Annotated in this window: 22 protein-coding genes and 3 tRNA genes; 14 read left to right on the forward strand and 11 right to left on the reverse strand. The window is 43.0% G+C overall.

All coding sequences use genetic code 11. The features are described from left to right. Nucleotides 1–86 precede the first annotated feature (86 nt). The 5 genes from ABZP31_RS01445 to ABZP31_RS01465 all read left to right on the forward strand — a co-directional run bounded on the left by ABZP31_RS01445 (nt 87) and on the right by ABZP31_RS01465 (nt 4,517). Complete coding sequence (locus ABZP31_RS01445; RefSeq protein WP_005023153.1) at nt 87–698, forward strand: DUF1285 domain-containing protein; 612 nt, start codon at nt 87–89, stop codon at nt 696–698. 45 nt (nt 699–743) lie between these two features. After that, nucleotides 744–1,613 carry a glutamate racemase gene (gene murI, locus ABZP31_RS01450; protein ID WP_119878297.1) on the forward strand — a complete coding sequence of 290 codons (870 nt, stop codon included), beginning with the start codon at nt 744–746 and terminating at the stop codon, nt 1,611–1,613. Between the two features lie 120 nt (nt 1,614–1,733). Further along, entirely contained in the window at nt 1,734–2,762 is a 1,029-nt protein-coding gene (locus tag ABZP31_RS01455; RefSeq protein WP_005016874.1) for a DUF4062 domain-containing protein, read from the forward strand. Between the two features lie 73 nt (nt 2,763–2,835). Continuing rightward, nucleotides 2,836–3,849: a ferrochelatase gene (gene hemH / locus ABZP31_RS01460; RefSeq protein ID WP_005023159.1), complete on the forward strand. Its 1,014-nt coding sequence runs from the start codon at nt 2,836–2,838 to the stop codon at nt 3,847–3,849. 23 nt (nt 3,850–3,872) lie between these two features. Beyond that, nucleotides 3,873–4,517, forward strand: coding sequence for an MBL fold metallo-hydrolase (locus ABZP31_RS01465; RefSeq protein ID WP_005405922.1), 645 nt, complete (start codon nt 3,873–3,875; stop codon nt 4,515–4,517). A 1,030-nt stretch (nt 4,518–5,547) separates the two neighbouring features. Here the strand turns inward: ABZP31_RS01465 and ABZP31_RS01470 are convergent. Continuing rightward, complete coding sequence (locus tag ABZP31_RS01470) at nt 5,548–5,733, reverse strand: DNA gyrase inhibitor YacG (protein WP_005016860.1); 186 nt, start codon at nt 5,731–5,733, stop codon at nt 5,548–5,550. Between the two features lie 89 nt (nt 5,734–5,822). On the opposite strand from ABZP31_RS01470, the gene ABZP31_RS01475 reads away from it, so the two are divergent. Genes ABZP31_RS01475 through ABZP31_RS01485 form a run of 3 tightly spaced genes read left to right on the forward strand, consistent with a single transcriptional unit; the run spans nt 5,823 to nt 8,104 of the window. Then, entirely contained in the window at nt 5,823–6,461 is a 639-nt protein-coding gene (locus tag ABZP31_RS01475; protein ID WP_248133869.1) for a tRNA (guanine-N(7)-)-methyltransferase, read from the forward strand. Beyond that, entirely contained in the window at nt 6,451–7,665 is a 1,215-nt protein-coding gene (locus ABZP31_RS01480) for a TIGR03862 family flavoprotein (RefSeq protein WP_101159984.1), read from the forward strand. The genes ABZP31_RS01475 and ABZP31_RS01480 overlap by 11 nt, the downstream gene beginning before the upstream one ends. Before the next feature lie 37 nt (nt 7,666–7,702). After that, complete coding sequence (locus tag ABZP31_RS01485) at nt 7,703–8,104, forward strand: GFA family protein (RefSeq protein WP_248087766.1); 402 nt, start codon at nt 7,703–7,705, stop codon at nt 8,102–8,104. Nucleotides 8,105–8,134: 30 nt separating this feature from the next. Here ABZP31_RS01485 and ABZP31_RS01490 read toward each other — a convergent pair whose 3' ends face one another. After that, complete coding sequence (locus tag ABZP31_RS01490) at nt 8,135–8,467, reverse strand: HopJ type III effector protein (RefSeq protein ID WP_005016849.1); 333 nt, start codon at nt 8,465–8,467, stop codon at nt 8,135–8,137. A 174-nt stretch (nt 8,468–8,641) separates the two neighbouring features. Between ABZP31_RS01490 and crcB the strand changes: the two genes are divergently transcribed. Beyond that, nucleotides 8,642–9,022 (forward strand): fluoride efflux transporter CrcB, encoded by a 381-nt coding sequence (gene crcB / locus ABZP31_RS01495; protein WP_248133870.1) that lies wholly within the window; start codon nt 8,642–8,644, stop codon nt 9,020–9,022. Between the two features lie 80 nt (nt 9,023–9,102). On the opposite strand, the gene ABZP31_RS01500 is transcribed toward crcB, so the two are convergent. The 4 genes from ABZP31_RS01500 to ABZP31_RS01515 form a co-directional block, all read right to left on the reverse strand. Further along, nucleotides 9,103–9,357, reverse strand: coding sequence for a type B 50S ribosomal protein L31 (locus ABZP31_RS01500; RefSeq protein WP_005016847.1), 255 nt, complete (start codon nt 9,355–9,357; stop codon nt 9,103–9,105). Nucleotides 9,358–9,474: 117 nt separating this feature from the next. Continuing rightward, nucleotides 9,475–10,785 (reverse strand): AarF/UbiB family protein, encoded by a 1,311-nt coding sequence (locus ABZP31_RS01505; protein ID WP_248133871.1) that lies wholly within the window; start codon nt 10,783–10,785, stop codon nt 9,475–9,477. Between the two features lie 251 nt (nt 10,786–11,036). Beyond that, nucleotides 11,037–12,344 carry an MATE family efflux transporter gene (locus tag ABZP31_RS01510; protein ID WP_282437443.1) on the reverse strand — a complete coding sequence of 436 codons (1,308 nt, stop codon included), beginning with the start codon at nt 12,342–12,344 and terminating at the stop codon, nt 11,037–11,039. An 81-nt stretch (nt 12,345–12,425) separates the two neighbouring features. Next, nucleotides 12,426–12,887 (reverse strand): DMT family transporter, encoded by a 462-nt coding sequence (locus ABZP31_RS01515; RefSeq protein WP_034682790.1) that lies wholly within the window; start codon nt 12,885–12,887, stop codon nt 12,426–12,428. 127 nt (nt 12,888–13,014) lie between these two features. Here ABZP31_RS01515 and hemW point away from each other — a divergent pair, with 127 nt between their 5' ends. The 3 genes from hemW (at nt 13,015) to ABZP31_RS01530 (ending at nt 15,727) form a co-directional block, all read left to right on the forward strand. After that, nucleotides 13,015–14,169 carry a radical SAM family heme chaperone HemW gene (gene hemW / locus ABZP31_RS01520; protein ID WP_248133873.1) on the forward strand — a complete coding sequence of 385 codons (1,155 nt, stop codon included), beginning with the start codon at nt 13,015–13,017 and terminating at the stop codon, nt 14,167–14,169. Between the two features lie 60 nt (nt 14,170–14,229). After that, nucleotides 14,230–14,850 carry a threonine export protein RhtC gene (gene rhtC, locus ABZP31_RS01525; RefSeq protein ID WP_005405878.1) on the forward strand — a complete coding sequence of 207 codons (621 nt, stop codon included), beginning with the start codon at nt 14,230–14,232 and terminating at the stop codon, nt 14,848–14,850. A 346-nt stretch (nt 14,851–15,196) separates the two neighbouring features. After that, complete coding sequence (locus ABZP31_RS01530) at nt 15,197–15,727, forward strand: glycine zipper domain-containing protein (RefSeq protein WP_005023186.1); 531 nt, start codon at nt 15,197–15,199, stop codon at nt 15,725–15,727. Nucleotides 15,728–15,820: 93 nt separating this feature from the next. Here the strand turns inward: ABZP31_RS01530 and ABZP31_RS01535 are convergent. From ABZP31_RS01535 to ABZP31_RS01555, 5 genes are all read right to left on the reverse strand, one after another. Continuing rightward, nucleotides 15,821–15,896: transfer RNA gene (locus ABZP31_RS01535), tRNA-Lys, on the reverse strand. Between the two features lie 60 nt (nt 15,897–15,956). Continuing rightward, nucleotides 15,957–16,032: transfer RNA gene (locus ABZP31_RS01540), tRNA-Lys, on the reverse strand. Between the two features lie 19 nt (nt 16,033–16,051). Continuing rightward, a tRNA-Lys gene (locus ABZP31_RS01545) sits at nt 16,052–16,127 on the reverse strand. 132 nt (nt 16,128–16,259) lie between these two features. After that, nucleotides 16,260–18,101 (reverse strand): long-chain-acyl-CoA synthetase, encoded by a 1,842-nt coding sequence (locus tag ABZP31_RS01550; protein ID WP_248133875.1) that lies wholly within the window; start codon nt 18,099–18,101, stop codon nt 16,260–16,262. A 215-nt stretch (nt 18,102–18,316) separates the two neighbouring features. Further along, the gene (locus ABZP31_RS01555) at nt 18,317–21,829 is read right to left on the reverse strand and encodes an Rne/Rng family ribonuclease (RefSeq protein WP_248133980.1); all 3,513 of its coding nucleotides are present in this window, start codon (nt 21,827–21,829) and stop codon (nt 18,317–18,319) included. Nucleotides 21,830–22,572: 743 nt separating this feature from the next. Between ABZP31_RS01555 and ABZP31_RS01560 the strand changes: the two genes are divergently transcribed. After that, entirely contained in the window at nt 22,573–23,511 is a 939-nt protein-coding gene (locus tag ABZP31_RS01560) for an RluA family pseudouridine synthase (RefSeq protein ID WP_262475044.1), read from the forward strand. 139 nt (nt 23,512–23,650) lie between these two features. Then, nucleotides 23,651–24,340 carry an HAD-IA family hydrolase gene (locus ABZP31_RS01565; protein WP_017400689.1) on the forward strand — a complete coding sequence of 230 codons (690 nt, stop codon included), beginning with the start codon at nt 23,651–23,653 and terminating at the stop codon, nt 24,338–24,340. Nucleotides 24,341–24,625 lie beyond the last annotated feature (285 nt).

Raw genomic sequence — 24,625 nt, forward strand, 5'->3', positions numbered from 1 at the left:
AATATAGTTTGGGCTAGTATAGTTTCAAACCTTGATCAAGCCAATTGGCTGAGTCGTATTAATTTCCCGTCAGCAAGGCATAAACCATGGTAAAACAAAATAATTCGCTCGAAGAGCTGAAAGAATCGCCACAAAAAGATGATAAAAACTTACTGAGCATTGCACAATACATAAAAGATGCACAGCAAAGTCACAAAAGGTCAATTCCTCCAGTTGACCAGTGGCAGCCAAAGCGTTGTGGCAAAATGGATTTAAGCGTAAAAGCCAATGGAGAATGGTGGCACGAAGGTCAATTGATTAAGCGACAGTCACTTTTAGACCTGTTTTCAAGTGTGCTCTGGAAAGAGAATGATCAGTTTTATTTAAAAACTCCGGCCGAGCAGATTGAAATTAAAGTAGAGGATGAACCGTTATTTGTTAATCAGGTGAACCAGATCAAGCTCAATGGTAAACAATATATAGAGCTAACCACTACTAATCAGGATGTGGTAATTGTTGATGAAGACCATCCAATTTTTATGCGTGAATATGAGGGTGAGTTACGACCTTATGTACATGTGCGCTTTGGAATCAATGCCCTGATTCAGCGTCAAAGTTTCTATCATCTGGTTCAATATGGTGAACTTGAAGAAAATGCTGAGGGAAAGACTATTTTGCATCTACAAAGTGGTGATTTGCACTTGCAATTAGGCACCTGAGGTTTAAGCTTTATAGCTGAATTTCCTGAACTGCTAATAACCCGCATGACAGCCATACAGCCCCTCTATACTCTTGTTAACCCTATGCCACATGCATCGCGGGATGCACCCATTGGGATCTTTGACTCGGGAATTGGCGGGCTGTCAGTAGCCCAGGAAATAGCCCGGCATTTGCCCCATGAACAGATATTATATTATGCCGATACTGCTCATGTTCCCTATGGCCCGCGGAGTGATCAAAATATCCGTGAGCTGACTGCACAGGCGATTGAATGGCTTTACCGCCAAGGATGCAAAGCGGCAGTAGTGGCCTGTAATACTGCTTCAGCCTTCAGCTTGGATTACCTGCGTGAGCATTATGGGGAGTCTTTTCCGATTATTGGACTGGTACCTGCACTAAAACCCGCAGTATTACAAAGCAAAACAAAAGTCGTAGCTGTTCTGGCTACGCCGGCCACTTTTCGTGGAAACCTGATTAGAGACGTAATTGAACGTTTTGCCATGCCCACGGGAGTTAAAGTTTTGCCCATTACCTGTCTGGAGCTGGTTCCGCTGGTTGAGCAGGGGCTACAGATGAGTCAGCAGTGTCTGAATACGCTTAAGAAAATTTTGCAGCCTGTAGTTGAGCAGGGGGCAGATCATCTGGTGTTGGGTTGTACCCATTATCCTTTTCTAAAGCCGGCTATCCAGGCCATATTCGGACAACAGCTTACTTTAGTTGATTCCGGACAGGCTGTGGCCCGACAAACAGCCCGTATTCTGATAAAAAATGAACTGCTTGGTGAGCAGACTTGTGAGTCTGAAACCCGGATTCAGTGTTATGTCAGTGGTCACAATGCTGAGAATTTGAAACCTATCCTACAGCACTTAATTTCTCCTACATTGAGCTGGAGTGTTCAAAATCTGAAACTTTAAGAAAGATTGTTGAATTTTTGGTAATTTTTTTAAATTTTATTGGGGAAATTAGCACTCTTGCTATAGTTTAATAAAGTAAGCTGAGCGAAGATAACTATTATGAAAAAATGAGGACATGCCATGCTCGATAAGCGTTATCAAGTATTCATATCGACCTCGGGTAGTGATATGCAACCTGAGCGCATCGTCTTGGCACAAACTCTGGTAGGGATGGGTTTTTTTTCTTGGGGCCTCGAGCAACGCACACCTTTGACCACAGCATTTGCCCGCCGGCAGATTGATGATTGTGATTATGTCGTAATTTTACTGGGTAGCCAGTATGGTGAGCAGTCTGTCTCTGGCGTGGGATATATGCACCTTGAATATATCTATGCAGTAAGCAAGCAGAAACCGATTATTGTCTTTATGCACGAGCAGCCAGAAGCACGTGCAAAAGAATTGCATGACCAAAAACCAGAATTAAGGGAAAAATTTAAAGATTTTCGCAAACAGCTACAACAGGATATGGATCAGGTTTTCAGCTACCGAACTCTGCGTGATCTGGAAATGGCGGTGCGTCTGAATATGCCACAGATGCTTGAACGCTATCCCGTTGTAGGCTGGGTGCGTCCGCAAAATACTCAGCGTTTGCAGGATGAAATTGACCAGCTCAAAGAAAAAATTGCCCAGCTAGAAACTGAAATGGGGACACGTGAACATGACCCATTATTGGATTTGCCCAAAGTCGGCCCACGTGAGATTTACACTTTTGAGTACCGGTTGCATGCCTATCAGGATGGTAATTTTAAAGAACTAAAGTTGCAGCGTAAATTATCTTGGGCACAACTGCTGGCAGTTCTGGGCAATACCTTCAAATCTCCTACTCCGGAAGAATATTTTTCTAAATCTTTAAATGAGTATTTAAATGATACCGGTTTGTCGGAAGCACGCCTTGAAATGCCACGTGCTCATGCCGTTGCACGTTCACAGATTAATATCCGTGCCTTGCACAATATTAAATTACAGATGCGTCAAAATGGTTGGATTATGCCTAGCGGCCGTGATGACCGACAGCGCATGTTATGGAAACTTACTCCTAAAGGCCAAAAACTGATTGAAAATCAGCATACAGATTTTGATCGTATTTACCAATATGGTTCTAGGTATTAATTAATTTTTAAGATATATAAAAAGCTGTTAAATTAACAAGATCATCGCTTTAGTCTACTTTGGAAAACCTGTTATGACGCCTGCTTCTAAAGCTAAAGTCACAATTATTCTGGCCAATCTGGGTACTCCAGATGCACCTACTGTTCCAGCAGTACGCCGTTTTCTTAAACAGTTTTTGTCTGATCAGCGTGTTATTGAGATTCCCAAACTGCTCTGGCAAGTCATCCTCAATCTTTTTGTGTTGCCATTTCGTCCCAAGCGCGTAGCAAAAGCCTATGCCCAGGTATGGAATCAGGATTCTCCTATGCGTGAAGTCCTGTTTAAACAAGTTGAACAGATGCAAAGCCGTCTTGGTAGCGTATATCCACAGTTTGAACTCAAAATCATACCTGCCATGACCTATGGTAACCCGGGTATTAATGAAGTTCTGGCTAAACTTCAGGCAGATCCACAAGATCATATACTTCTTTTTCCACTTTTCCCGCAATATTCGGCGACTTCTACCGCACCACTTTATGACGCAGTAGCCCGCTGGATACCCAAACAGCGTAATCTGCCGGGTCTGACTATTATCCGTGATTATTATCAGCATCCCTTATTTATCGAATCACTGGCAAATAGTGTACGTGAGTTTCAATCTGTACATGGACGTGCTGAAAAACTATTAATGTCATTTCATGGAATTCCACAGCCCTATGCCGATAAGGGCGACCCTTATGCAGAACGTTGCCGGATTACTGCACAGCGCTTAGCGAAAAGCCTGAATCTGCAGCCACATGAATGGGCCTGTAGTTTCCAGTCACGTTTTGGTAAACAGGAATGGATTAAGCCCTATACTGATGAGCTACTTGCACAGTGGGGTCAAGAAGGTGTGAAATCAGTTCAGGTCATGAGTCCTGCATTTTCTGCAGATTGTCTGGAGACCTTGGAAGAGCTGGCTATGGAAAATGCTGAAACATTTAAGCATGCAGGTGGTGCAGAATATGCGTATATTCCGGCGCTGAATAATCGTGAAGACCATCTGGATTTGCTCACCAGTCTGGTTAAGGCTAATCTTGATACATTAACCCAAACCCTAGCCAACTAGTGCTATATAGCCAGAGGTATACCATGTTGCAAGTCAAAATTGTTCCAGTTACTGCGTTTGCCCAGAACTGTTCCATTGTCTGGGATGCAGAAACTAAAGAAGCCATATTGATTGATGCGGGTGGCGATGCTGAAAAGCTAAAGGCAGAAGTCGAGGCATTGGGCATAAATGTTAAAGCACTGTGGCTGACACACGGTCATCTTGACCATGCCGGTGCAGTAGGAGAGCTGGCCAATACGTGGGATGTGCCGGTAATTGGACCGCATAAGGAAGACCAGTTCTGGCTCGATATGATTCAAGAAGTTTCCGCACGTTATGGTTTTCCTATACCGCAGCCTGTTAAGGTAGACCAATGGCTGGAAGGGGGCGAAACACTTAAACTGGGTAAAAATGAATTTGAGGTACGCTTCACACCCGGACATACACCAGGTCACGTAATTTTCTACAATGCACAGCATGGCCTGCTCTGGACGGGAGACGTGCTGTTTAAAGGTTCGATTGGACGAACTGATTTTCCAAGGGGTAACCATCAGCAACTTCTGGATTCAATCCAGCGGGAGTGTTTTACTTTACCAGATGATACACAGTTTATCTGTGGCCATGGTCCGATGAGTACAATTGGTTTTGAAAAACAACATAACCCATTTTTAGCGGGTAAAGCAGGTTAATCAAGCCAAGAAAGAAGTAAGCTTCTGCTCACTTCTTTCTAAATGGATTGGCAAGAATCTGTTTAGTCTCTAGGCCAATGAGAACTGCAACTGTAGCAAATAAGACTGCAATTAAAATAAGTGTTGTGTCTAAGGCATATATACCTAAACCAATAAAAAATATAGCCAGCAATACAAAGATAAAAAATAGAATTTTAAGTAATTGATATAAAGACATAACAAGGAGATAAAGTAAAGTTTCTAAAAGAGAAATTATGCATGTTATAACTTGAATTTAAATATATGTTTGGTTTTATTAAGAAAAGTATTGAATTAAAAAAGTAAATGTTTAATTTATAACCAGATGTTTAGAGTCTATTGAAATAACATAACTTTTTGTTTAAAAAGCTTAAAAGCATAGATTTTAGATATACAAAGTAGATACATTGTAAAAGTAAAATTAATTTTATGAAAATTGGTTAAACTTTTATTCCAGCTTTATCGCTACTTTTTAAGTAAAATTTAGGGAAGAAAAAGTATATAAAACGCGTATAAGTAACTTTTATAAAATATTTAATATAAGGAAACTTTATTATTATAAACTAGTTAAAGAATATAGTTTGAGCAATAGTATTAGCCAGTATTTATGATAATCAATCTATAAGAGATTTAGCTTTTATCATGCATATCATCTTTATTCAAACTATATTTAAATTTTTAGGTCAGTATATTATAAATCTAAAAAATATAATCAGTAGAATGCTAAAGGTTTTTGGCAGTGAAATAATTCAAAAAGTAGAATATTTATCACTGCCTAAGCAAGTATTTAACTTGATTATTAAGGTGGTAACTATTTTTAAGCAGTATTCATAAAAGCAGTAAACTTATAAATATTGATAAAAATTTATTCATTAATATCTGTTAGTTATTTTATACACTTGCTGGAGCAATATCATCCAAAATATTAAAACTAAAAGAACAGAATTATAAGGGCGTACTGTAGGGCAGCTTGGCTTATATTAGTAACTCGACTGGCTGTATGAGTTGATGCTTAGTCATCTTCAAAACTGGAATCCTGTCGGCTGGGCGAATCCTGTGTTGGTACACGATATTCTTCATTGGCCCAAGCACCTAAATCAATCATTTTACATCGTTCTGAACAAAAAGGCCGGAATTCATTATTTTCCCATGTGGCAGGTTTGCCACAGCGTGGGCAAGGGAAGGTACGCTGCTGCATAATCAATATCCTTTCAGTAGAGAGCCTAGGATTATTAGGCAAAGTAATCAGCTCTTGATAGACTTGTGTCAAATTCTCCATAGTTTGATGTGAATATGCCGATTCGTCAATTTCAAGCCCATCGTATGCATGCGCCACGTGATTTTTCAGCGCTTGATCAGCAGACACTTTGTGTTGAAATCGGGGCAGGTAAAGGAAAACACGCCTTATTATTTAGTGGTCAGTATCCTGAGCAGCGCTTATTTGCCATTGAACGGACCCGGGAAAAATTTTTGGCCATGCAAAAGCAGCATCAGCTCGAAGGTCAACAAAATCTGACTCCTGTACATGCAGACGCTATTCCATGGATAGTTCATGCTCTGTATCCGGAGCAGGTTGAACAATTCTTTATTTTATATCCGAATCCTGAACCGCATAATCCGGCACAACGCTGGGTAAATATGCCATTTTTTGAATTTTTACTGTCGCGTCTCAAGCCGGAAGGTACGATCACACTGGCCAGCAATATTCCTGAGTATATTGAGGAAGCTGAGCAGCAGTTACAGCAACTTTGGCAGTTGTCCTATGAAAAAGAACAGATTAGACCAGAGTCAGCACGCACACATTTTGAAATCAAGTATCTCGAGCGTGGTGAATCATGCCAGCAATTGATAATTACCAAACATTGTGGTTATTCCACCCGTTTTGATGACTTTTTGCCATTACAGGGAAAAAGTGATGTCAGCTAAACGTATTGCAATTATAGGGGCAGGTCCGGCAGGGTTAATGGCGGCAGAAGTATTGAGCCGGTATGCCTATGAGATTCATGTATTTGAGCAGAAACCCTCAGCTGCGCGAAAATTTTTAATGGCGGGGAAAACCGGATTAAATATTTCTCATGCTGAGCCTCTTACTGAATTTATCCAGCGCTATGATCACCCTGAATGGCTGTATCCCTGGATACAGCGCTGGGATGCACACTGGATTCAGAACTGGATGGCTGAACTCGGTATAGCGTCCTATATTGGTTCTTCTGGCCGAATTTTTCCCGTAGAGATGAAAGCTGCGCCTCTGCTCCGTGCCTGGTTAACACGCTTGGACCAGCAAGGCATACACTTTCATTACCGTCATCAGTGTTTAGGTCTCAAGGCTAAACAGGTGCAACTTCTGGATTTAAAACAACCTGAGAATACGCCTTTTCAGCTGGAGTTTGACGCGATTATTTTGGCCTGTGGCGCGGTATCGTGGCCACAGCTAGGTAGCGATGGCAAGTGGCAGGCTTGGCTTGATAGAGAGCAAATTGAGCCTTTTCAACCTAGCAATGCAGGTGTGGTCAGAACGTGGTCCAGTTTTATGCAACCTTTATTTGGCCAGCCTTTAAAGCGGGTAGAAGCATGGGTAAGCCCTAAACACAGAGCTCAGGGTGATGTCGTAATTTCCCATTATGGTCTGGAAAGTGGCCTTATTTACAAGCACGGACCGGCCTTACGCAAGTTACAGCGGCAACAGCAGCCTGTAACTCTGTATCTGGATTTATTACCCGATGTAGATAACGAACAGTTAATAAAAAAATTACAGTCAGGAAAGCAGTCACTGAGTAATGTCTGGCGTAAGGCGGGCCTAGATGCAGCCAAAGCTGGTCTGATTCGTGAACTGGTCGATAAAACCTTATGGAAAGATCCTGTACAGCTCGCTTGGCAGGTCAAACATTTGAAAGTAGTCCTGGAGGGTTTCCGGCCGATTGAAGAAGCTATCAGTTGTGCTGGTGGTATAAAACAGAATGCCCTGACCGCAAGGCTGCAACTAAAATCAAAGCCACATGTGTTTTGCTGTGGTGAAATGCTAGACTGGGATGCGCCAACCGGGGGCTATTTACTGACAGCATGTTTTGCTACTGGTCGGGCTGCTGGTGAAGGCGTGCATACCTATCTGATGGAACAACAGAGTTCATAGTATGTACTGATAATAGAATTTATGATGGAGAACTAGAATGAGCCTAAAGGGAAGCTGTTTGTGTCAAGGGATTCGCTATGAAATTGAAACTGAGCTTGATGAAATTATTTATTGTCATTGCCAGAAATGCCGTAAAGCCAATGGTACAGCTTTTGCGACTAATGCACCAGTTCTTATCCAGCAGTTTAAATGGATACAGGGTGAGAACCTTTTAAAAAAATATCAGTCTTCATCAACGACCGAACGCTGTTTCTGTGGTGTGTGTGGCTCGCCAATTATCAGTATTAAGAGTGATACTCCTGATTTTTACCGTCTTAGAATTGGTACGTTAGATACGCCGATCCAGACGCGATCGGGGAAACATATTTTTGTTGGCTCTAAAGCAGAGTGGGAGACTATTTGTGATGAGTTACCACAATTTAATGAGCGACCAGAATAAAAAAGGACCATGAGGTCCTTTTTTTAATATTTACCTGGCTTGTAAAGCTTCGGCTTGAAACTGTACTTCATCCCAGCCATGCTGCATAAACTGCCGGATATTTTGATGATCTGTACCTTCAGGGGTTGCTAAGACTGCTGCATAGTGCTCAGCAAATAAAGCTAAGGTCTGTTCCTGACTTAGACTGTTGAGTTTGGCAAAACTCAAGACTTTGGCACTACCCTGATTTTCTGTCGCTGCATTATGCTGTGCGCCGTTACGAAAAGCAGTAGGGTTATGAATATAACGAGAGTCTATATAAGCGATGACATCTGTAAAATTTGCTTGGCCAGCTTGTAGCTGTTCAAGAAGTTCCTGGGCCATAAATCCTATTCCCTATAAAGAATTAAGCAACCTAGCATAGCGCTTTTATGAGTATTTTTCCTGATTTATGCAGAATTTAACGAGCTGTGTGTAGCCTCTCAAGGCGAATTTTTAATGAATATTTTTTGAGTTTGTGGATAAAATAGGGCTTATCCACATCAGCTATATATCATTATGAACTGGTTATTGGTTGCCTGCGGTGGGGCAATAGGTGCAAGCCTGCGTTATGGCATAACATTATCACTCAGCCAGACAGGCAGTTTATTTCCTTGGGCAACCTGGTGGATTAATCTGTTAGGTTGTTTTTGTGCAGGCATATTTTTTGCTATTAGCCAGAAATACGCAGTTCTACAACAGGAAACACGGCTTTTCCTGATGGTGGGTATACTGGGCGGCTTTACCACATTCTCAAGCTTTGGTCTGGAAACTTTTCAGTTGTTGCGACAGAATGAAATAGCAATGGGGCTTGCCTATAGTCTGTCGAGTTTAATCATGGGTGTGCTCTTACTGACAGCAGGATTCTATCTGTTCCAGTACTTATTGTTTAATCGATAATTAAAAAAAGAAGTCTAAGTGGAGGAGAGCAACGACTTAGACTTCAAATAAGAAGAATTCAATTTAAAAATTATTACTGCTTAATTGCTGCGTTTAAAACGTCCAAAACGTTTATTAAAGCTTGCAACACGGCCTTCGTTGCCGACCTGACGAACTTCACCTGTATAGAACGGATGAGAGGCACTCGAAATATCTAAGGTAACGTATGGATAGGTTTTGCCTTCATATTCTTTAGTCTGCTTCGGCTTCATGGTACTACCAATGACAAAATATACATCAGCGTTAGTATCGTGAAATAATACCTCCTGATATTCAGGGTGGATATCTTTACGCATGGTAAACTCCATAGCTAAATGAAATGTTATAATATAACAATATATAGGGATTTTATAATTATTTTCAAGTTATCACCCTATTTAAATTACATATTCAAACAGGGCAATAGAACAATTTTAAAGTTTATCTTGTTGATCTGAGGCGACCAGTTCTTCAAATAAATCACTTAAATCATCATTTACTTTGAGCTGGATCAAATTCCAGTAATGCCCGGAGATTGTCCGGTTCACCATAAGAGTATCCGGTGAAGGCTTAAACAGGTCCCAGTATTTTAGCGACTTTTTCACCAGTAATACCCCGTCATGATGGGCAGAGTTTTCAGCAAAATCATACTGGGTGGTTAATGGTCTAAGTAACACATCTAGCCATTCTTCATACAGTTCTTTTGGAAATTTTCCTTTTTCTGAAAGTGCATTTAAAGTAATTAACTGGTCTTCAAGCGTATCAATATCATGTTGGCGTGCAGCATTGATCAAAGTTTTAAAGTGTTCAATAATTTCAGTATTTAAAGTCTTTACTCCGCCATAATCATAAACAATGACATGGCCATCTTCACGGAATGCAAAGTTACCCGGATGTGGGTCACAATGAAAACGTTTAAGATAGAAAATTTCTTGTCCTAGCGCGCGGACCAGGCGTCGGCCAAGTTGATTACGGACATCCTGCGGCCAGGTACTGGCAGTTTCTATAGATTTGCCCTGTTCCAGACTTAAAGTCAGTACTCGACGGGTAGAATATTGTGGATAGACACGTGGGATAATAATTTTTTCATCTAATGCTTCATGAAAGGTCTTAAACACAGTCAGGTTCTGTGCTTCAATTTCATAATTAAGTTCAGCATTTAGACTGTCTTGAATTTCTGCAAACAGCCGGTCCTGAAGTTTTTTATCGATTTTTAAAACACCCATCAGGCGTAAAGCCAGCCGAACCTGTTTCAAATCACTTTCACAGGCTTCATCCACACCTGGATATTGCACTTTGACTACGACCTGCTCGCCATTAGGTAATATTGCCTTATGTACCTGACCAATTGATGCTGCCGCAAAAGGTTCCCGATCAAAAGATGTAAACAGATTATCAATCGGTTGTCCCAGCTCTTTTTCTAGCTGTTTCTGTATGGCCGAAAAAGGCATGGGAGGAGCTTGACGCTGTAATTTTGAAATGGCCTTAGCCACCTCGGGCGGGAAAATATCTTTATATTGAGATGCAATTTGCCCAACTTTCATGACAGCGCCTTTCATCTCTCCCAAGGTATTGGCAATCTGAACTCCAATATCTTGAAACAGCTGGCTTCTGGCGGCCTGTTTTTGTTCTTCATCTGCCCGGATATTACGAATAGAATTAGATACACTTCGGGTCGCAATACTGGCGGTCATGCCGGCAAGTTTCATAAAACGCCGGCCGGGCGAGCTTGCATTCTTAGCCATCGGTATTAGACCTCAATCATTAAAATAAAGTGAATGAATTATTTGATCATAGGGGACAATAGAAAAGTTGCCTAGTTGAAATTGTTCAGTTCCTGTAAGAACACATAACAGAAAAAAGCTGATCTTATTGTTGTTTATAGATTTACTTTTTAGGTCTTAATTAAACACCTTTATAAAAACAGACTATCTTTATTTTTTAAAGTTTAAAAAACCAGCCGGTGTGGCTGGTTAAGGACATGATGGAAATATGGTTAAACAGTAGAGGTACTTAATTTTAGCCGTTTATTATTCATATAAAGACGTAGCAGCAGCAGAACGCAGGCAACGCTCAAACCTACTATTAGTCCGGTCCAGACTCCAGCAGCTCCCATACGGGTAAAACGAGCAAGATAAATACCCACAGGGAAGGCAATTACCCAATAAGCCAGAAGAGTAATCCACATTGGGCCTTTAGTGTCTTGCATTCCACGCAGGCAACCTGCAGCACTGACCTGCCATGCATCCATCAACTGATAGGCAATCGCAAACAGGATCAGATATAGGGCCATATGGGTAACAGCAAGATCCCGGGTATAAACAGCGACAATCTCTGAGCGGAAAATCCACATAACCAGCATGGTCAATACTGCAAATACAGTCGCGGTAATTAAACCGAGGTGTTGTACCTTGCGCATGGCATGCCAGTTCTTTTCACCATAATACATGCCTACCCGGATAGTCAGTGCAATAGCCAGGGACATGGGAATCATAAATAGCTGCGAGGTCACGGAAATAGCAATCTGATGTGCGGCCACAACAGTTTCCCCCAGCGGGCTTAATATGATTGCTCCAGTACTGAAAATACTTACTTCAAAAAAAATAGCCAGACCAATCGGGAAACCCAGTTTCAAGATACGCTTGGCCCAGACCGGATTAAATTTTTCCCACTGGCTAAACACCTGGGTCTTGCGGTAAGCACGCCCCTTATAGATGTAGCCCGCTAGTGCAATCAACATCAGCCATTGCAAGATAGAAGTGGCAAAGCCGCAACCGGCGCTACCTAAAGCAGGAATAGGACCCAAGCCGTACATAAAAATCATGTTTAAAGGCACCAAGACCAATAGAGCCAGCAGGCTGATTGCTGTGACTGGACGCGGATAACCTAATGCCTCCGAGTAACCTCTTAGGGCTGCATACATGGTGACTGCTGGCATACCTAAGCCAATGGCATGGAGAAACAGGCCAGCTTTGGGTTGCAGATTTTCAGGAACTCCAAATAGAGGCAGTAAAAATGGCATCAACTGTAACACCAGCATTGCCAGTATGCCCAGCATGAAAGCCATCCATAATGACTGGCGGGCAATGGTAGGAATATTATTAAAATCGCGTGCGCCATTGGCCTCAGCTACCAAGGGAGTAGTCGCAATCATAATACCGCTAAACAGCAACATGATTGGAATCCATAAACCGACTCCTACCGCAATTGCTGCCAGGTCAGTAGGAGATAAATGACCTGCCATAATGGTATCGATCAGGCCAAGACCGGCCTGAGCAAACTGAGTAACCAGAATAGGCAACATCAACTGAAAGAGTTTCTTGATTTCAAAGCGTGTAGTGGTAGCAATAGACACTAATTTTACTCATATGGGGTAAGCGGCAGACTAGCGTTGCAGTGTCAGTAATACACCTATGAAAATAACAATTGCACCCAGTAAACGCTGCCAGTTAATCGGATTTTTCTCTACGCCTAACCAGCCAAAATGGTCAAGTAACATTGACATGAGCAGTTGCCCGAAAATAACCAGTCCGGAGAGAATGAGAAAACCCATTTTGGGGGCAGTATAAATGCTCATGCTAATAGCATAAACCCCAATCAGTCCGCCTAACCATAAATACCATGGAATCTGGGCAAGTTCATTTAACTGAGGTTTGGGTGCAGACTGCAACATCACCATTACCGCCAGTACAATTGTTCCAATTAAAAAAGAAAAAAAAGCCGGCTGGAGTGGTGAATGCAAATACATACGCATCTGGGTATTTAATGCAGTTTGTATAGTCAGCATTACCCCGATGGCCAAAGTCAGGGGAAATAATAATAAAAGTTGACTCGATATTTTCATCATTTTGAATTCATTATTTATTCTCGATGTTACAAAAGAGTGTAGGAGATTTTCATGTGAATTGCGTTAAGTACAATGATGCAGTCATGTTAAAATTGTAAGACGCTCCATCCTTCTCCGAGAAAAATTTTTGAGTAGCCTAGATCCTTCATGTATTCCACTTTCACTTTATATCCATATGCCTTGGTGTGTGCGAAAGTGTCCTTATTGTGACTTTAACTCACATGCTGTACCCGATGGAAAATTATCTCTGGAACTGGAACAGGAATATTTGCAAGCGTTGGTGGAAGACTTTAAAACACAGCTCCACTTTGCACAGGGCCGCAAACTCCATAGCATATTTATTGGCGGTGGAACCCCGTCACTGATATCAGCTTCAGGTTACCAGTGGCTGTTTCAGCAGCTAAATGGTTTACTGCCTTTTGAAGAGCAATGTGAAATTACGCTGGAAGCCAATCCCGGAACAGTAGAACATGATCCTTTTGCCGGCTATCTTGCGGCTGGTATTAATCGCTTATCCATTGGAGTGCAGACGTTTAATGAGCAGCATCTGAAACAACTGGGACGGATTCATAGTGCTGAGAATGCTATAAATGCTATACATCAGGCACAAGAAGCCGGTTTTAAACGCATCAATATTGACTTGATGCATGGCCTGCCACAACAAACGCTAGAGCAGGCTCTAACAGATCTACGTCTGGCTGTTGAAAACGGAGCCACCCATATCAGCTGGTATCAGTTGACGATTGAGCCGAATACAGTATTTTTCCGGACTCAACCAGTATTGCCGGTAGAGAGTGTACTAGAGCACATTCAGGAACAGGGTGAAGTATATCTTAAGGCACATGGATTCATACAGTATGAAATTTCGGCATGGCGTAAAGAACAGCCTTCTGCACACAATATGAATTACTGGCAATTTGGAGATTACTTGGCAATCGGAGCAGGGGCACATGCTAAAGTCAGTCTGAGAGACGGAGTTTACCGGTTTCAGAAGACCCGCTTACCTAAAGATTATCTGGCCAAAATACCTGCTGAACACTTACAATTTAAAAAGATTGAGCCTGAAGACATGCCCTTTGAATTTATGATGAATGCCTTGCGTTTAAATGAAGGCGTGCCGGCCCGGTTCTATAAAGAAAGAACCGGTTATGAACTGGAAAAAATACAGGCCAAGCTGGATTCATTACGGCAACGTCATTTGTTTTCAGAAAATACTGAACAACTCGCCTGTACAGCACATGGCCATCTTTTTTTAAACTCGGTGCTTGAAGAATTTTTATAAACAGATCAGGATACAGCGTATTCTTGTTCTAAAGACATGCAGGTTACAGGTAAATACATAATGTTAATTGCGCTCGGAACACTAATTTTTATCCATTTTTGTGCCCTAATCACGCCCGGACCAGATTTTTTTCTGGTTTCCCAAACTGCAATCAGTAAATCTCGGATGGAGACATTTGCTGTGGTGGCAGGTATCAGTGTAAGTGTCATGATCTGGTCATTATTGGCCTTGCTGGGTCTGAATATTTTATTTGAAAAAATGGCTTGGCTAAAACATGCCTTATTGGTCGCAGGCGGAATTTATCTATGCTGGTTAGGCTTTCAGATGCTGCGTTCAGCCTTTCGTAAAGAAGAAAATACCCAGCCTGTACAGATTTCCCTGCCTCAGAGCCCTTTGAGTTTTTTCCTCCGGGGATTATTGACCAATCTGTCTAATCCAAAAGCCATTATATATTTTGGTAGCGTATTTTCACTTTTTCTGGCCAATCCAGCTCTGGATCATGCACATGGGTGGTTACTCCTGCTGGTAACGGTCGAGACAGCAATCTGGTTTTTATTTGTAGCTTTCGTTTTCTCCCTGCCTTCCTTCAAGCGGGCATACCAGCGTGCTGCCAAATGGATTGACGGTATTTCGGGTGGTATTTTTACCTTATTTGGTAGTTATCTTATTTTAAATAAATAATTTTATTTATCAGTAACTACCATGCTGTCTTAAAATAAATTTTCATACCTGAACAGTCCGGCTTATTGCCGGACTTTTTATTTTTATAAAAAATAAGAAGAGAAGTAGGGGGAAAAATAGAGGTTGTGAATGGTTGAGTAAAAATGCGTAAGCTTTTAAATCTTACAGGTAATTTTGGCCAATTTTTTTTACTTTCTACAATATTGCTTAACTGAAAGCTCTTTATTTAAGCCTGTTTTTTTACATAAATGCCTTCTAAGCTGAATGTGTACTTAACGAGCGAACAGGAAATCTGACCATAGCGGCAGATTTCCAGAATCACAATATTATTATAAGGAGAATGATGATGGCGACTTCAGATTATGACCGCGATCGTATTAAGCATGCATCGGATGATGTAAAAAAAGATTTAAATGCTGATCCAATTACAGGTGAACCAGGTTCTCATCCAGTAGGAACAGGCTTAGGTGCAACAGGTGGTGCAGCCGCAGGCGCTGCAATTGGTAGTGCAGCTGGACCAGTAGGTACTGTAGTCGGCGGTGCAGTGGGTGCTGTCGTGGGCGGATTAGCTGGCCATGCAGCTGGTGAAGCAATGGACCCAACGGTTGAAGATGCTTACTGGCGTGAAAATAGTATAAATCAGCCTTACTACTCTGCCACAAGAAATACTCATCCGGATCTGGATTATGACCGCGATTATCGTGGTGCATACCGAGTGGGTTATGAAAATCGTTCAGCTTATGGCCCAGATGCACGTTTTGAAGATGCTGAGCCAGATTTGCGCACTAAATGGGAACAGACTAAAGCTGAATCACGCCTGTCTTGGGAAGAAGCAAAACATGCTTCACGTGATGCCTGGAACCGTATTCGCCATTAATCATATCATTCGGGAATTCAATATTTTTAATATATAATTCCTTTAGAGAATAAAAAATCCCGGTCAGTAATGACCGGGATTTTTTTGGAATCTTGGTGGGTCGTCCGCGACTCGAACGCGGGACCAACGGATTAAAAGTCCGCTGCTCTACCAACTGAGCTAACGACCCATATATAAATCTTAAAGCTGATTTAGAAGCTGCTCTTTTTGAAAAGATATTCTAAAAAGATGGTGGGTCGTCCGCGACTCGAACGCGGGACCAACGGATTAAAAGTCCGCTGCTCTACCAACTGAGCTAACGACCCATCTGGGATCTTAAGAAAATGGTGGGTCGTCCGCGACTCGAACGCGGGACCAACGGATTAAAAGTCCGCTGCTCTACCAACTGAGCTAACGACCCGTATTTTCTTGATGGAGCGTATTGTAGCAATTTATTTTTCCAGCACAAGCAAAAATTAAATTTTATTGCTTTAGTTGGTTAGAAATAAGTCGCCTGCTGTATTTTTATACGAATACGCTCTTTTTAGTCTATTTAGAAACGATACTGGTAGTCTTGAATACTTTGGTAAATCTCCATACTAATATCTTTATAGCCAGAGTTGCCTGGAAGTAAAACCAATAAACGATCGGTGGTTTTATCGGGATGAAACGCTTCTTCCTTCAACTTGTTTTTCTGGTATTTAAAAGTACCGGTAGTTTCTACTTTTTCCTGTACACGTAAAAATACCGGAACTGCGTAAGCAGGAAGATGTTTTTTAAACTCAACCACCATTGCAGTAAGGTCATGCTCATCAAGCGCTTCGCCAGCTGCCAAAGTAATAGCTGCCATTCCCGCACGACCATTAGTATGGGGAATTTCTACCCCATAGACGACTGCTTCAGCAATTTTAGGATATTCTGAAACGATATTCTCGACTTCAGTGGTGGAAACATTTTCACCTTTCCAGCGGAATGTATCTCCTAGTCGGTCTACAAACTGGGCATGGCGAAAGCCGATATGACGTACCAGGTCTCCAGTATTAAAATATTGGTCGCCCTGTTTAAAGACATTTTTTAAGATGACTGACTTGTTTTTTTCAGGGTCTGTATAGCCATCGAAAGGGGAGCGACGGGTAATTTTTCCAAGAAGTAAACCTACTTCTCCTTTTTTTACTTTCTTGCACCAGCCATGCTGATCACGTACCGGTTCATTCGTTTCTTTATCAAATTCAACGATTGCATAAGGAGTTGGAGAAAATCCAACTGTATTGTCGAAATTGAAAATATTACTAAAGCCGACATTTCCTTCGCTTGAAGCATAGAGTTCCAGAATTTCCTTTACGCCAAAACGTTGCTTAAATTTATCCCAAATATTTGGACGCATGCCGTTACCAATCATTTTTTTAACCCGGTGGCCTGTTTCCAGTTCAGTGGGTTCTGCATCCATCAGATAACGGCATAATTCGCCTACATAGCCAATGGCAGAGGCATTATATTTATGCACATCTTTCCAGAAGCTTGAAGTTGAATATTTGCGCCGTAGGGCCAGAGTGGCTGAGCCCGCAATCACACCACACCAGCATACAACAATGCCAGTCGCATGATAGAGCGGTAAGGTTACGTACATGACATCATTCGGTTTGAGATCAAGTACATGACCATAAGTGCCATAAGCCAGAGTCCAGCGGCTGTTGGTGAAAATCACAGCTTTTGGCAGGCCGGTTGTACCAGAGGTATAAATATAGAATAGACCATCTTTACCCTGTACGGATTGGGTAGTGGCTACATTGAATTTCGGAAAATTCTCAATTTTTTCTGCCAGATTTTGATAATGCTTTGGTGCTTTACCAACATCTGCACGTGTTGCCTGATCGGCAAACCAGTAAAACCGGTCTTCTGGTAAGAGAATATCTTGACGAATGTCATCAATTGCACTGCGAACTTCCTCACCAACAATCAATGCAATCGGTTTAACCAGATTAATGCTATGAGTTAGCACTTTCCCTGTTTGTGAAGTATTGACCAGAGCAATCGTTACTCCGATTTTGGCCAGTCCCAGTACAGTTGCGACCAGTTCAGAGCGGTTCTCCACCATGACAGCAATCACGTCACCTTTGCGCGCACCTATCGAGAGATAATAGTGTGCGATCTGGTTGGCCCATTCATTCAAGGCCAGATAAGTATATTTTTGATCTTCAAACAAGAGAGCATAACCACGCGGGTTACGTTTTACCGCTTTTTCAAAAGCTAGCCCTAGCCCCGCAGGGGTGTCAGGTGTACGGATATAAGCCTGTTTCAGACCAGTCAGAAGATGAGGTACTTTCGCTATAAACTGGGGTAATTTCGCAGCGACATCGGTAATACTGATGAGGTCGCTCTGTTGGGTTTGACTCATAACAATCCTATATTATTTTTTGATTAGTCCCGGTAAGGTCTGGGTCGACTAGGGTTCAGCTAAACTTAAACACAGCTTTAAGCTTCCCATGCAGCTATACAAGTGTTTTTTAATCTGTTCAGTCTAGTGCATTCAACCTAATTCAATAAAATTATCAAAAAAAACCTAGCCACCGAAATGACTAGGTTTTTTTTATTACGAGTAATTGTGCAAATTTACTCGGCTGTAGGTGTGGCCTTTTTCGGTGGACGGCCACGTGGGCGACGCGGACGGGCCGGTTTATCCTTATCGGCAGTAGTCGTCTTATCGTCTTCGGCAGTTTCTTCTACTGAAGCTTGTGCCGGTTGCTGATCAGCCGGCTGAGACTTTTCTACCTTGCTCGGTTTAGGAGCTTTCTTTTCTGCTGGTGCAGCTGGTTCGGCCGCTTGCTGAGCCTGTGCTTCTTCAACAATTGCACTTGGCGAGGCAGCAGCAGTTGCTTCAGACATAGCTGCAGCAGTCTGAATTGCCGGATCCTGTGCCTGAGTCTCAGCTACCACTTTTGCATGGTGAGATGCTGCATCTGCTGCGTCCTGCTCAGTACCGACTGAAGTTGTATCTGCTTGAGCATTTATTTCTAAATTTACATGCTCAGCAGGATTTTCCGCTACAGGATTTTCAGACTGTACAGCCGCAGGCTGCTCTTCTGCCTGAGATGCTGAAGCTTTACTCTGCTCTAATGCCTGCTCTGCAGCAAGTTTAGCTAGACGACGACGTTCACGCGGATCGTTTGCTACACGCGGTGTCGCATTCTGGGAAGGCGTCAGTGGTAAAACTGGCGCTGGTTCCTGTTCCTGAGCCGGTTTAGCCATAGGCGCGGCAGCATCACGGGTAACAGGCGTTTTTTCTACAGGTTCAGTGCGCTCTGTTGTAGTGGTTACTGAAAGGGTACTGATGTACTGTTCAGTAAATTTCAGCAAAGCACGATTGAATGTTGGCACCAGTCCGAACTGTTCAATCAGTACCGTACAGTCTTCACCATAAACATGACGGATCAGGCTACCTACAGTGTACTGCGCTAAGAGTGGCACTTGGGAAGGACTAAGCTTTGGTAGCACTTCCTGCTGTGGTTTCTGCTGTGAGCCACCTTGCTTGCGACGCATACGCGGATCATTACTGGCACGGCGTGGTTGCTCTTCAACTTTAGCTTTCGCTTTTGCTTCAGCCGGGGCTGGTTGAGCATTTACAGCTTCTTTCTTGGCTGGAGCAGCTGGCTCAGGTTTTACTTCAACCGGTGCCTCTTCTGCATTTACAGTTGACGCTATATCTGCAGAATTTAGCGTTACGATTTCACTTTGACCCTGATCAATATTGATTACCAGTGCAGTAGCAAGAGCTTCATTGTTTGGGGTTTCAATGACATCAACTTTTACCTGGTTGCTATCTGTCACTGCAGCAGGCGCGGCAGCTACCACAGGCTGCTCATTCAGCACGCTTGGATCACGATAGCGGTTCGGGCGCGGTGGGCGTTGCTGATTGCGGTCGCGGCGTGGTACAGGGTATGACTGCTCAGACTGCTGGCTTTCTACCTGATGTTCCTGCTGAGGTTGACGTTTCTGCTGTTGACGTTTCTGATCACGCTGTTCCTGACGTGATAACTGAACTACTTCCTCATGAACCTGAGTTGAAGTTTCAGATTGCTGCTCACGTGGTTCACGGTTTCTGTCACGATTATCGCGATCGCGACCATTACGTTTTTTGTTATGACGCTGCTGGCCTGAAGCTTTTTCTTCTCTTTCGAGTGGTTGTGCATCAGTTTTTGCAGCGCTATTACCTGCCGGTTGTGACAGATAAACATTATTGGCAGCAACTGGCGCAACTACCGTTTCTGGTTGTACTGCTACAGCAGTATTATTGATCTGGCCAAACTGGCCCCGGCTAACTGCACCTGTATTCACCATCTGTTCAATTGCAGCAGCGGCATTGTTGGCTGTACGCGAATGATCTACCGTGTGTGCCTGTTTTTGTACAAACAGGTTTTCCAGCCACGCACATGGACTGCTGCTAGTTGCAGTTTTTGCGGCAGGCACTTGAGCAGGTTGTTGCGGGGCAGCAGCCTGAGGCTGTGCTTTACGGTTTTGTGGTTTACCTGGCTTGTCAGCTGGGGCTGTCGTGTTCTGTCCAACCTGTTCAGCTTCTTCTAGATGCCAGTCAGCAGATTCATAACCCAGGTTTTTTTCACTCGAACGCGTAGCTTCAGTACGTTCATAGCTGGTCGGTGCAAAACCTTCAGGGTTATATGAAATTTCGTAATGTGGAGTTTCCAGGTGTGGATGTGGAAGTACAGTGACACGTGTATTTGAAGTTTGTTCCAGATAAACCAGGCTATGACGTTTTTCATTGAGCATGAAGGCCGCGATTTCTACTGGCACTTCAACCTGAACTTCACCTTGACGTTCATGTAGCGCAATTTCTTCAACTTTACGCATGATAGATAGCGACAGTGAACGCAAGTCACGTACCATACCTGTACCATGACAGCGTGGGCAGACATAGCCAGTCGCTTCTTCTAGAGAAGGGCGCAGACGCTGACGGCTCATTTCCATAAGACCAAAACGTGAGAGCTGGCCAAACTGGATGCGGGCGCGGTCACTCTGGGTAGCTTCACGTAACTTGGCTTCAACCATGCGCTGGTTACGGTCACGAGTCATGTCAATAAAATCGATCACGATCAGACCACCAATATCGCGAAGGCGTAATTGACGGGCAATTTCTTCAGCCGCTTCAAGGTTGGTCGAAAGTGCTGTTTCTTCTACATCATGACCACGCGTTGATTTTGCCGAGTTGATGTCAATTGAAACCAGCGCTTCAGTCTGGTCAATTACAATTGATCCACCTGAAGGCAGTTTTACTTCACGTTCATAAGCGGTCTGGATCTGGCTCTCAATACCGAAATGTGCAAACAGAGGCTCATTTAAAGTATAAGTTTTTAACTTGTCCAGCTGACGTGGCATGACTGCTTTGACAAAGTTATAAGCTTCATTGTAAGCCTGTTCTGAATCAATCAGGATCTCGGACACATCATCACGCAGATAATCACGGATTGCGCGTGTTACTACACCAGCTTCCTGATGTACCAGCATTGGAGAAGGGCCTGAATTAGCCGTACTCTGAATCTGGGTCCACAGGTCAAGCAAATGCTGTAAATCGGTTTGCAGCTCTTCCTGGCTGCGACCAATACCTGCCGTACGGACAATTACGCTCATGCCGCGGGGTACATCTAAAGAAGCCAGCATTTCCTTGAGTTCTTCACGGACTGCACCTGAAATTTGACGGCTGATACCACCACCTTTCGGATTATTCGGCATCAGAACCAGATAACGGCCAGCAAGAGAGATAAAGGTAGACAGTGCCGCGCCTTTATTGCCGCGTTCTTCCTTTTCTACCTGGACCAGAAGCTCGGTCCCTTCAGTAATTAGTTCACGGATGTTTGAAGTCTGGCGCGAATCAGCCTTGAAATAGGAATTTGCAATTTCACGCATCGACAAGAAACCTTGACGATTTGCTCCATATTCAACAAAGACAGCTTCAAGAGAAGGTTCTACACGGGTCACATGACCTTTATAGATATTAGATTTCTTTTGTTCACGGGTACGATTTTCGAGATCAAAATCGTATAGACGGTGACCAGTGACAAGTGCAACGCGTACTTCTTCAGCATGTGTTGCATTGATCAACATACGTTTCATGGGTGTAACACCTAATAGTGATCCACACCAACTTGTCGCAATACCGTTTCTGCGAACATCGAACATGACGGGATCAATGCTCAGATCTCAAAAAACAGATTGTGGTCTGAGCTTTTTTTACCGGCCTGCATAGGGCTGCGGTCTGATTCGCGTATTGATGTTGGCAATACTGCTTTAATCTTTTAAACGATCAAAGTTTCCTGTGCGTTTCACTGGCGGACAGGCGGTGCATTGGATGATAACTTTCACTGTCACAAAGCTTGAAGATCCCTTCTTTTTAAGAATCTTGATACGGAATAATCATCGTATCGGTGCGTTATGTGCAGATCCAATGCATCACGCTTTAGCCTGAAGACGACATCAGGAGGCGACTTGTCTGATGTGTATCAGTTTACGTTTAAAAGCCAACTTGTGCTGGCGACATATTTTTTTTAGACAAACTGATTTATGTGCACAGGCACAATTTAACGCAACAGTTTGTCAATTTACCGATATAATAAGCCTTCGGCGTCGGCATATTCTTTTAGGACCTTTCCGAGCTTGGGGTGAAATGCAAATTCTGGTTATTATTCAAAAATATTGAAGATAACCTCATTTCGATCACTTACGGCGGTATCCGTGCGCTGACTATATCAAACCTTGCATCATCTGCCTATGGGCTAAGCTTATGTTTCTTGTGAAACCACTAGCCTGAATGATCATTTTTTATTCAAATTCAACAAATTTCGAGTCTTGGTAACTGTATGAATTCTACACAACAATGGCAAAGTGTCACATGGTTTGAAGTGGATGAGCATCAAGCAGGTCAGCGGATTGACAATTTTCTGTTTAGCCGGCTTAAAGGCGTACCCAAAAGCCGCATTTATCGGCTCATTCGTGAAGGCCAGGTGCGGGTCAATAAAAAGCGCATTAAAGCAGAAAGTAAGCTTGCAATTGGTGATCAGGTTCGTGTCGCTCCTATCCGTTTTGAGCCCAAAGATGAAACACCGGTACCTGTTTCTGACAAAGTCGCTCAAGGTCTGCTAAGCCGTGTGATTTATGAAGATGAAGGCCTGATGGTGGTCAATAAACCTTCAGGTATTGCAGTACATGGTGGTAGCGGTGTGGCGTATGGCCTGATCGAGGGTTTGCGTGCAGCGACGGGTAAAAAGTACCTGGAACTGGTTCACCGGATTGACCGCGATACATCAGGCCTGGTCATGATTTCAAAAAAACGTAGTGTGTTAAAAACCCTGCAGGACCTGTTACGTGAACATAAGATTAAAAAAACTTATGCGGCAATTGTGAAAGGGCAGGTCAGTCTGGATCAACAGCTCATTGATGCTCCTCTATACCGTTACGAACTGGCTAATGGTGAACGGCGTGTACGGGTCTCTAAAGAAGGGAAAGATTCTAAAACCCAATGGTACGTAGCAGAACGCTTTATGCACGCGACACTGGTTTATGCATCTCCGCTATCGGGTCGTACTCATCAGATTCGTGTGCATGGCTTGAGTATTGGACATCCATTGGTAGGTGATGATAAATACGGACATGAAACAGAATATAAAGGACCAAAACCACGTCGGCTCTGTCTGCATGCCATGCGTCTGGAAATTCCTGGCTATCCGACTATTGAAGCACCTTTGCCAGAGGATATGCAAAGTCTGGCTGCACAGCTTCGGGCGCAGAAGAAGGATTGAGGAAATATTTTTCTGATAGCCTAAAGCCCTTGAACTGAATGATGGAGGGAGTTGGTCTCCTTCCAGGCGGGATTATTATAAGCTCTTGCGGGCACACTTTACCTGTACCGGATAACTGTTTTGGAATCTAGAGAATAATATGAAAAAACCTGTAGAACTCATCATTTTTGACTGGGATGGTACTTTGTTTGATTCAGTCGGACAGATTGTAGCAAGTTTACAATTTGCTGCACGTCAGTACCAACAACCTTTAACCGACGAGGCTGCTAAAAGTATAATCGGACTGGGTCTGCCTGAAGTGGCGCAGTGCCTTTTCCCTGCAGTTCCAGAATTACATCATGATATTTTACAGTGCTACTCTGAGCACTACGTGGCCCATTCCAAGACAGATGCCTGGTTTGAGGGTGTAGCTGAGATGCTGGACGGCCTGAAACAGCAGAATATTAAACTTGCGGTTGCGACTGGTAAAAGCCGTAAAGGGCTTGACCGGGTATTAGCTCAGACCATGAGTCAGGAACTGTTTGATATAACCCGGGCGGCGAGTGAAACGCGTTCTAAGCCTGACCCCTTAATGTTGGCAGAAATACTGGAATATACCGGAGTTGATGCCGAACAGGCCATTATGGTGGGAGACACCTCTTATGATCTGGAAATGGCTAAAAATATAGCCATGCCACGGGTCGGAGTAGGTTATGGAGTACATAGTAAGGCAATCCTCGCACAGTTTGATCCTTTATTTATCGCAGATGATGTGAGTGCTCTAAACCGTTTCTTGCAGCAGTATATAGCTGATCAGCAAGCAGAACCTGTCATGGAGCTGGAAACCTAGACCGGCAGCATGAAAGTCTCGATTGCTTTTAACAGATATAGTTTGGCTATCGAGCCCAATGTTTTTCGGTTTAATTACACATAACCACTTGGTCATTTAGTCAGACACTACATAGCACCTGACCAGGCATTTTCCTCATTCCTATAATATTTTTTATATTTATTCACATACACATTTTTTTAAAAGCAATAATAGTCTTTAACTATAGCAATAAATAAAATAAGTATTGGCATTCATTGCTGCTTTTTCCCATTCTTAAACTGTCTATATATACCTGCTTTCTGG

The sequence above is a fragment of the Acinetobacter sp. FL genome (genome assembly GCF_040744925.1).
Taxonomy (GTDB): Bacteria; Pseudomonadota; Gammaproteobacteria; order Pseudomonadales; family Moraxellaceae; genus Acinetobacter; species Acinetobacter radioresistens.

What these genes read in the sequence shown, in the direction of transcription:
- ABZP31_RS01485 (WP_248087766.1), top strand. Translation starts at nt 7,703, where the DNA reads ATGAGCCTAAAGGGAAGCTGTTTGTGTCAAGGGATTCGCTATGAAATT.
- ABZP31_RS01510 (WP_282437443.1), bottom strand. Translation starts at nt 12,344, where the DNA reads ATGTTGCCTATTCTGGTTACTCAGTTTGCTCAGGCCGGTCTTGGCCTG.
- ABZP31_RS01465 (WP_005405922.1), top strand. Translation starts at nt 3,873, where the DNA reads ATGTTGCAAGTCAAAATTGTTCCAGTTACTGCGTTTGCCCAGAACTGT.
- ABZP31_RS01515 (WP_034682790.1), bottom strand. Translation starts at nt 12,887, where the DNA reads ATGATGAAAATATCGAGTCAACTTTTATTATTATTTCCCCTGACTTTG.
- ABZP31_RS01530 (WP_005023186.1), top strand. Translation starts at nt 15,197, where the DNA reads ATGGCGACTTCAGATTATGACCGCGATCGTATTAAGCATGCATCGGAT.
- ABZP31_RS01555 (WP_248133980.1), bottom strand. Translation starts at nt 21,829, where the DNA reads ATGAAACGTATGTTGATCAATGCAACACATGCTGAAGAAGTACGCGTT.
- ABZP31_RS01560 (WP_262475044.1), top strand. Translation starts at nt 22,573, where the DNA reads ATGAATTCTACACAACAATGGCAAAGTGTCACATGGTTTGAAGTGGAT.
- murI (WP_119878297.1), top strand. Translation starts at nt 744, where the DNA reads ATGACAGCCATACAGCCCCTCTATACTCTTGTTAACCCTATGCCACAT.
- ABZP31_RS01490 (WP_005016849.1), bottom strand. Translation starts at nt 8,467, where the DNA reads ATGGCCCAGGAACTTCTTGAACAGCTACAAGCTGGCCAAGCAAATTTT.
- hemH (WP_005023159.1), top strand. Translation starts at nt 2,836, where the DNA reads ATGACGCCTGCTTCTAAAGCTAAAGTCACAATTATTCTGGCCAATCTG.
- ABZP31_RS01505 (WP_248133871.1), bottom strand. Translation starts at nt 10,785, where the DNA reads ATGGCTAAGAATGCAAGCTCGCCCGGCCGGCGTTTTATGAAACTTGCC.
- ABZP31_RS01480 (WP_101159984.1), top strand. Translation starts at nt 6,451, where the DNA reads ATGTCAGCTAAACGTATTGCAATTATAGGGGCAGGTCCGGCAGGGTTA.
- ABZP31_RS01550 (WP_248133875.1), bottom strand. Translation starts at nt 18,101, where the DNA reads ATGAGTCAAACCCAACAGAGCGACCTCATCAGTATTACCGATGTCGCT.
- rhtC (WP_005405878.1), top strand. Translation starts at nt 14,230, where the DNA reads ATGTTAATTGCGCTCGGAACACTAATTTTTATCCATTTTTGTGCCCTA.
- ABZP31_RS01565 (WP_017400689.1), top strand. Translation starts at nt 23,651, where the DNA reads ATGAAAAAACCTGTAGAACTCATCATTTTTGACTGGGATGGTACTTTG.
- ABZP31_RS01445 (WP_005023153.1), top strand. Translation starts at nt 87, where the DNA reads ATGGTAAAACAAAATAATTCGCTCGAAGAGCTGAAAGAATCGCCACAA.
- crcB (WP_248133870.1), top strand. Translation starts at nt 8,642, where the DNA reads ATGAACTGGTTATTGGTTGCCTGCGGTGGGGCAATAGGTGCAAGCCTG.
- ABZP31_RS01455 (WP_005016874.1), top strand. Translation starts at nt 1,734, where the DNA reads ATGCTCGATAAGCGTTATCAAGTATTCATATCGACCTCGGGTAGTGAT.
- ABZP31_RS01470 (WP_005016860.1), bottom strand. Translation starts at nt 5,733, where the DNA reads ATGCAGCAGCGTACCTTCCCTTGCCCACGCTGTGGCAAACCTGCCACA.
- ABZP31_RS01500 (WP_005016847.1), bottom strand. Translation starts at nt 9,357, where the DNA reads ATGCGTAAAGATATCCACCCTGAATATCAGGAGGTATTATTTCACGAT.